This window comes from Paenibacillus sp. 1182, from assembly GCF_017833915.1.
Classification (GTDB): domain Bacteria; phylum Bacillota; class Bacilli; order Paenibacillales; family Paenibacillaceae; genus Paenibacillus; species Paenibacillus polymyxa_D.
In genome coordinates this window covers 1-8,917 of the sequence record NZ_JAFICR010000030.1, presented here as the reverse complement: position 1 = coordinate 8,917, position 8,917 = coordinate 1, and the positions used below count along the sequence as shown (strand labels likewise).

Sequence of the window (8,917 nt, the reverse complement as noted above, 5' to 3'; positions counted from 1 at the left end):
TGAACAGGCTGTAGCTGAATTTGTGGCCCAGGACAAAGCTCGAGGCTTTGATTTAAGCAAGGATGCGCTCATGCGTGTAGCTGTCTTCCGCACGGATGATCGCTCATACCGTTTTGTATGGAGCTTCCATCATATCGTAATGGACGGCTGGTGCCTGTCCCTGATGACGGACGAAGTATTTGGTGCATATTTTGCCTTGCTGGAGAACAAGCAGCCAGAGCTCGAACCTGTCAAGCCGTATAGTGACTATATCGAATGGTTGCAAGATCAGGATGCACAGGAAGCGACCCGTTATTGGAGTGACTATTTGGCAGGCTTTGAGCAGCAAACCTTGTTGCCTGGTGAGAATGCGCAAGCTTCTGTAGCCGCACGGGATGAAGAACCAGACGGAAGTGGTGGAAGTTCAAATTCTGGCTATGTTTCGGAAAAGCTGCCATTTATGTTGGGTAAAGAACGGAGTGCCGCATTAAACCAAATGGCCAAGCAACAACATGTCACGATTAACACCTTGCTGCAAAGTGTGTGGGGCGTTATTTTACAGCAATACAATAATCATCAGGATGTCGTGTTTGGTGGTGTGGTATCCGGTCGTCCAGCAGACATTCCGGGTGTGGAGAACATGATCGGGTTGTTTATCAATACCATACCGGTTCGGATTCAAAGTGAACGGAATGCTACATTTGCTGAAGTATTGCAGCGCACACAGGAACAGGCTTTGGCCTCCGGTGTCTATGACACATTCCCGCTCTACGACATTCAGGCACGGACTGAACAAAAACAAGACCTGATCAATCACATCATGGTCTTTGAAAACTACCCCATCGGGCAGCAGATGAAGCAGATGGGCGCTTCCGGCGAGACCAAGGCACAAACAGGCTTCTCTATTGCCAATGTGGCACTTGCCGAGCAAACCAACTACGATTTTAACCTGATTGTCGTGCCTGACGAGGATATCTCTATCCTGCTTGAATACAATGCTCTGGTGTATAACCGGTCTGCTATGGAGCGTATCCAGGGCCATATCGACCATGTCATCAGGCAAATTGTGGACAATCCGAATATCCGTGTGAATGAGCTGGAATTGGTAACACCAGAAGAACAGGCACAGATCGTTCAGGTTTGGGGGGATACGGCGGTAGCCTATCCACAGGATCAGACGCTAAGTGCACTGTTCGAGCAGCAGGCAGCGAATACACCGGAGCAAGTAGCGGTGCTGTGCGGAGCGGAGTCGTTGACCTACGCGGAACTGAACGAACGAGCCAACCGTCTCGCACGCACCTTGCGTGCGCAAGGGGTTCAGCCGGATCAGCCTGTAGGCATACTGGTTCACCGTTCGCTAGACATGATCGTAGGCATCTATGCGATCCTCAAGGCAGGCGGAGCCTACGTGCCGATTGACCCGGAATATCCAGCGGACCGCATCCGCTTTATGCTGGAGGACTCGGGCGCGAAGCTGATGCTGACGCAATCGCATCTGGCGGAGCAAGCATCGCTAAACTTCGATGGTCAGGTGCTGGTGTTGGATTGTCAGGAGCAGGATGGCAAGAATATTTATCACGAAGACGGTTCAAATCTGGAGCCACTGACTGGGCCACACCATGTCGCCTATGTCATCTATACCTCTGGCTCCACGGGAAGACCGAAGGGTGTGATGGTGGAGCACCATTCCGTGCTGAACCGGATTTTGTGGATGCATGATCGGTACGGTTTGAGTGCAGAAGATACGATCCTGCAAAAGACCGCCTTCACCTTTGACGTGTCGGTGTGGGAGCTGTTCTGGTGGTCGATGGTCGGCTCGAAGGTGAGCTTGCTGTCGGTCGGCGGGGAAAAGAACCCGGAAGACATCGTCGACACGATTGCCCGCGATGGCGTGAGCACAATGCACTTTGTACCGGCGATGCTGCATGCGTTCCTGGAATATGTAGAGCAGCAGCCACGAGAAGTGATGCAAGCGAAGCTGGGCACGCTGCGCCATGTCTTTGCCAGTGGTGAAGCATTGCCAACGCAGCATGTGGCCCGGTTCCAGCGGCTTATGTCGAGCCTGGCCGGAGCGAAGCTGATCAACCTGTACGGTCCAACCGAAGCGACGGTGGACGTATCGTACTTCGATTGCGAGCCGAATGAAGCCTATGCGGTCATTCCAATCGGGAAACCGATTCAAAATATTCGTCTGTACATTGTGAAGGAAGGCACGGAGCAATTGCAGCCGATTGGGGTTGCGGGTGAGCTGTGTATCGGCGGTGTCGGCGTAGCCCGAGGCTATCTGAACCGTCCAGAGCTGACGGCCGAGAAATTTGTGAAAGACCCGTTTGCAGGCGGGGAAGCAGGCTATGAACGGATGTACCGCACGGGCGATTTAGCTAGATGGATGCCGAACGGGAACATTGAATATTTGGGCCGGATTGACCATCAGGTGAAAATCCGGGGGTACCGGATTGAGCTGGGTGAAGTCGAATCGCAACTGCTTCAAGTAGCATCCGTACGAGAAGCGGTGGTCATGGCTCGTGCGGATGAAACGGGCCAAAAACAAATGGTGGCCTACTATGTTGCGGGGCAAGAGCTCGGTGCTAGCGAGCTGAGAAGTGAGCTGGGCCGGGAGCTGCCAAGCTACATGGTGCCGTCCTACTTTGTACAACTGGAGCAAATGCCGCTGAGTCCAAATGGCAAAATTGACCGCAAGGCCCTGCCAGCACCGGAAGGCAGCCTGCAAACTGGAGCTGATTATGCAGAGCCGCGTACGGCGCCAGAACGCGCTCTGGTCGCGGTCTGGCAGTCCGTACTAGGACTACAGACGGTCGGTATTTTGGACAATTTCTTTGATCTAGGTGGCGATTCCATCAAGGCCATTCAAATTGCATCCCGTGCGTTCCAAGCCGGTTATAAGCTGGACATGAAGGATTTGTTCCAGTATCCAACGGTTGCAGCACTGGCACCGCATTTGTATGAGGTCAGTCGTATGGCAGATCAAGGAGAAGTAAGCGGGAAAACCGCTTTGCTTCCGATCCAGCATTGGTTCTTTGCGCAGGAGCGCGAGCGTCCGCAGCACTTTAATCAGGCGGTCATGCTCTATCGTGCCAAGGGCTTTGATGAAACGGCGGTTTGCCGGACCATGGATCATATCGTGAAGCATCATGATGCGCTTCGTACGGTTTTCCGTCAGGCTTCAGCCGATTACGAGGCTTGGACACGCGGCGTAGATGAAGGCGCGTTGTATACGCTGGAAACCGCAGACTACCGTGAACAAGCATCCTATGCGGAAGCGCTGGAAGCGAAGGCAAATGAAATTCAAAGCAGCATCCACCTGTCCGAAGGGCCTCTGGTCAAGCTGGGATTGTTCCGCACAGCCGAGGGCGATCATTTGCTCATAGCCATTCACCATTTGGTAGTGGACGGGGTATCGTGGCGAATTCTGTTTGAAGATTTCTCGACAGGCTACGAGCAGGCGATCAAGGGTGAGCCTGTACGATTGCCCTATAAAACGGATTCCTTCCAAACATGGGCACGGGAGTTGTCGTCTTACGCCAACCGTTCAGAGGCTGCATCGGATGAAGCCTACTGGCAGCAGCTGGAACAGGCCAAAGCGAAAGCGGCACCGCTGCCTAAGGATTTTGCCTACGAGGGTTCCTTGAATGCTGACAGCGAAGTGCTGACAGTAGAGTGGACCGAAGCTGAAACCCAGCAACTGCTAAAGCAGGCACATCGCGCCTATAACACCGAGGTCAATGATTTGCTATTGACCGCGTTAGGATTGGCGATGCACAACTGGACAGGCGCAGGACAGGTGCTGGTGAATCTGGAGGGACATGGCCGGGAAGCAATCCTGCCAGAGGTGGATATTACACGTACAGTAGGCTGGTTTACGAGCTTGTATCCGGTGCTGCTGGACACAAATGTCAACCTGACGCTGGCCCAGCGGATTAAAGAAACGAAGGAAGGTCTGCGCCGGATTCCACATAAAGGGCTGACGTATGGCACATGGCGCTACTTGTCCCCTGCGTTCGCATCGGATGAAACGCATGCGATTGGAGCAGAACCGGAAATCAGCTTTAACTATTTGGGGCAGGTCGATCAGGGTGTGCAAAACAGTGGAATCACATGGTCATCCTATAGCGCAGGGGAGACAGAGGATGCCCATTCACCGCTGCAATATACGCTGGATTTGAATGCAATGATCTCGGAAGGCACGCTGCGCTTGACGATTGCTTACAGCCGTAAGCAGTATCGCCAAGAAACGCTGGAACGTGTGGCGGGACTGCTGCAATCTGCTTTGCAAGAGGTCATTGCGCATTGTTCCGCTCAGGAGCATCCGGAACTGACGCCAAGTGATGTGTCCTTCAAAGGTTTGACGACTCAGGAACTGGAACAGATCGCGGAACAGGCAGCACGTATCGGTGAGCTGGAAAATGTGTACGCACTGACGCCGATGCAAAAGGGGATGCTCTTTTACAATCTGATGGATTCGCAATCGGGAGCGTATTTTGAACAGGCATCCTTTGATCTGCGAGGACAGTTTAATATCGCTGCATTTGCGGCCAGTCTGGATGTATTGGTGCAGCGGCATACGGTACTGCGCACGAACTTTTACAGTGGCTGGAAAGATGAACCGCTTCAGGTCGTGTATCGGAATAAGCGCAGCGAACTGTATGTAGAGGATTTGCGGGATATGGAGCAAGAGCAGCAAAACGAGTACATCCTCGAATATACGCGTAAAGACAAGCAAAGAGGCTTTGATCTGGCACAAGATGCTTTGATGCGTGTGGCTGTTTTGCGCACAGGTGAGGATGCGTACCGTTTTGTATGGAGCTTCCATCATATCGTGATGGACGGCTGGTGCTTGTCGTTGGTGACAGGCGAAGTGTTTGCGAGTTATTTTGCGATACTGGCTCATAAGCAGCCTGAACTGGCACCTGTAACGCCGTACAGTCAATATATCGAATGGCTGGAACAGCAGGATCGTCAGGCCGCATCAGGTTACTGGAGCAAGGTTCTGGAAGGATATGAGGAACAGTCCCGCCTGCCACAGGCTAAAATTCAGGGCAAAACGGAATATCAGGCGGAGCGTCTGGATTTTGACTTGGGCGCGGATCTAACGGCAGGCATTCAGCGCGTAGCCAAGCGTTATCAGGTAACGATCAATACGTTGATGCAGACCGTTTGGGGCCTGTTGCTGCAAAAATATAATGGTACAGATGATGTGGTGTTTGGCAGCGTGGTATCTGGACGTCCAGCAGACATTCCGAATGTGGAGCATATCATTGGTCTGTTTATCAATACCATTCCTGTACGCATCCGCAGTCAAGTGGACAGTTTATTCTCCGATGTGATGAAGCAAACCCAGGAGCAATCGATTGCTTCCCATACCTATGATACGTATCCGTTGTATGAAATTCAGGGGTTGTCGGAGCTTAAGCAGGATTTGATCAATCATATTCTTATTTTTGAGAACTATCCGGTAGAGGAACAATTGGAGCAATTAGGTAGCAGTGATGAGTCCAGCTTCAGCATCACCGGAGCCGAGTCTGTCGAGCAGACCAACTATGACTTTAACCTGGTGGTGCTGCCAGGGAACACCATTCATATGAGCTTTGGGTATAATGCCCTGGCCTTTGAACGGGAAAGTGTAGAGCAAATTCGAGGTCATCTGGTACAGCTGCTGGAACAGGTGACAGCGAAGCCGGACATTCGCGTGTATGAGCTGGATATGGTAACCACGCGGGAACGTGAGCAAATTCTCAGCGTATGGGGAGATACGGCGACCGAGTATCCAAGCGAGCAAACGATCCATGGCTTGTTCGAGGCGCAAACCGCGCAGACGCCGGAGCAGACAGCCTTGTTCTTTGAAGGAGAGCAATTAACCTATCGCGAGCTGAATGAACGCGCCAATCGATTAGCTCGTACCTTGCGCAGTCAAGGCGTGACGAAAGATCGTTTGGTGGGTCTGATGACTGAGCGGTCGGTGGACATGATCGTAGGTATCTTCGGGATTTTAAAAGCCGGAGGTGCATATGTACCCATCGATCCAACCTATCCGGAAGAGCGTATCCGCTATATGCTGGATGACTCGGGTGCGAAGCTGCTGTTGACACAAGGTCATCTGGTGGACAAAGCAGTTATCGATGGCCAAGTGCTGGTGCTGGATGGAGCGCAAACGGTGTATCACGAGGATGGTTCCAACCTGGAGCGGTGGTCCGGTCCGAACGATTTGGCGTATGTGATCTACACGTCGGGTACAACGGGGCAGCCGAAGGGCGTGATGCTGGAGCATCACGGGCTGTGCAATCTGAAAACGTATTTTGATCAGACACTCAAGATCCGTACGTCGGATCATGCGCTGCTGTTCGCCAGCTATTCGTTTGATGCGGCTTGCTGGGAAATCTTCCAGGCGTTGTTCTGTGGAGCCACGTTATATGTGCCAACGACAGAAACGATTTTGAACTACGAGCGGTTTGAGCAATATATGGCGGATCATCAGATCACGGTGGCCGCTTTGCCGCCGACCTATGCGGTGTATCTGGAGCCAGAACGGATGCCAAACCTGCGTATTTTGTTTACGGCGGGTTCAGCATCCTCAACCGAGCTGGTATACAAGTGGAAGGATCAAGTGGCGTACTACAACGGCTACGGTCCAACTGAAAACTCAGTTGCAACGTCCATCTGGCCGGTGTCCGAGGATGAGAGAGCTGGACAACTCATTTCCATTGGACGTCCTGTGCCGAATCATCGGGTATACATGGTGGATGGGCATGGACATTTGGCTCCGGTAGGCGTAGCAGGTGAGCTGTGCGTGTCTGGTCCAGGTCTGGCGCGTGGATATCTGGATCGTCCAGAGCTGACGGCGGAGAAATTTGTAGCGAACCCGTTTGCGGTTGGTGAAGCAGGCTATGAACGAATGTACCGTACGGGTGACTTGGCGAGATGGATGCCAGACGGCAACATCGAATATTTGGGCCGGATTGACCATCAGGTGAAAATCCGGGGCTACCGGATCGAGCTGGGTGAGGTCGAGGCACAAATCTTGAAAGTGGAAGACGTGCAAGAGGTCATCGTACTGGCCCAAGCGGACGAACAGGGGCAAAACCAACTGGTGGCGTACTATGTCGCTGAAAGAGACGTAAGCGCTGGGGAGCTGCGTAGCTTACTGGGTGAGGATCTGCCCAACTATATGGTGCCTTCGTATTTCATCCAGCTGGAGCAGATGCCACTGACACCGAACGGTAAAATCGACCGCAAGGCACTGCCAGCACCGGAGGGCAGCTTGCAAAGCGGAGCGGATTATGTAGAGCCGCGCACAGCACTGGAGCAGACGTTAGTGTCCATTTGGCAGTCTGTATTAGGAGCAAAGAGAGTCGGCATTTTGGATAATTTCTTTGATCTGGGCGGCGATTCGATCAAAGCGATCCAGGTATCGTCCCGCTTGCTGCAAGCGGGCTACAAGCTGGAGATGAAGGATTTGTTCCAATATCCGTCCATTTCACTGCTGAGTGGTTATGTGCACAAGGTGAGCCGTACTGCCGATCAGCGGGTGGTCTCGGGAGCAGTTAAATTGACCCCAATACAGCAATGGTTCTTTGGACAATCCTCAGCAGAGCCACATTATTTCAACCAATCGGTGATGCTGTATAGAGCACAAGGATTCGATGAAGCCGCATTGCATCAAACGGTGACCCAGGTGACGGAGCATCATGATGCATTGCGTATGGTCTTCCGTCAGACCGAACAGGGCTATGAAGCGTGGAATCGCGGTGTGAACGAAGGCGAGCTGTACAGTCTGGACGTTGTTGATTTGACAGGCGTCGAAGACACGGCAGAGGTGGCGATGGCGATTGAAACGAAAGCCAATGCCATCCAAAGCTCTATTCGTCTAGATGAAGGACCGCTGGTGAAGCTGGGACTTTTCCGCTGCATGGATGGAGATCATTTACTGATTGCGATCCACCATTTGGTCGTAGACGGGATTTCATGGCGGATTGTGTTTGAGGATTTTACCACGGGGTATGAGCAGGCCGTGCGGGGAGAAGCGATTCGCTTGCCATATAAAACGGACTCTTTCTCTGCTTGGGCAGAGCAGTTGTCTCAATATGCGAACAGTCCGGCGATCGACAACGAACGCGAATATTGGCAGCATCTTGCCCAAATGGAAGTTGCATCGTTGCCTAAGGATCAAGAGAGAGCGGAGGGACAACATTCTCTAATCAGAGACACTGCGACGGTGAGCGTAGCTTGGAGCGAACAGGAAACCCGGCTACTGCTTCAGGAATCGCATCGTGCGTACAACACCGAGGTCAATGATCTGCTGTTAACTGCACTCGGCACCGCGTTATATAACTGGAGCGGTCAGGAGCGCGTACTGGTCAATCTGGAGGGCCATGGCCGGGAAGCCATTGTTCCAGATATCGACATCACACGTACCGTGGGCTGGTTTACGAGCCAATATCCGGTGCTGCTTGATGTGGATGGGAAGGCAGAAGTAGGGCAGCGAATCAAGCGGGTGAAGGAAGACCTGCGCCATGTACCGCATAAGGGCATTGGCTACGGCATTTTGAAATATATGTCTCAGCATGATGTCCATCCTTCCTTGACCTTGCAGCCTGAAATTAGCTTTAACTATTTGGGACAGTTTGATCAGGACTTGGAAAATGGGGATATCAGGCTGTCTTCGCATCCAGGTGGAGAGCCGATGAGTGATCATACCGTTCTGGAGCAGCCGCTGAATGTGAACGGCATGATTACAGCAGGCGGGCTGACACTGGACATTCGCTATGACAGTAAGGTATATCAACAGCAAAATGTAGAGAACTTTGCGCAGTTGCTGCAGGAAAGCTTGCAGGAAGTGATCGCGCATTGTGCCTCCCAAGAGCGGAGCGAACTAACCCCAAGCGATGTCTTGTTCAAAGGCTTGTCGTTGGAACAACTGGAG

The 8,917-nt window shown here is 52.5% G+C and carries 1 protein-coding gene; it reads left to right on the top strand.

Features of this window, described 5'->3' with window-relative positions:
- On the top strand, positions 1-8,917 hold an 8,917-nt coding region (locus JOD82_RS28680), incomplete at both ends, for a non-ribosomal peptide synthetase (RefSeq protein WP_209950380.1).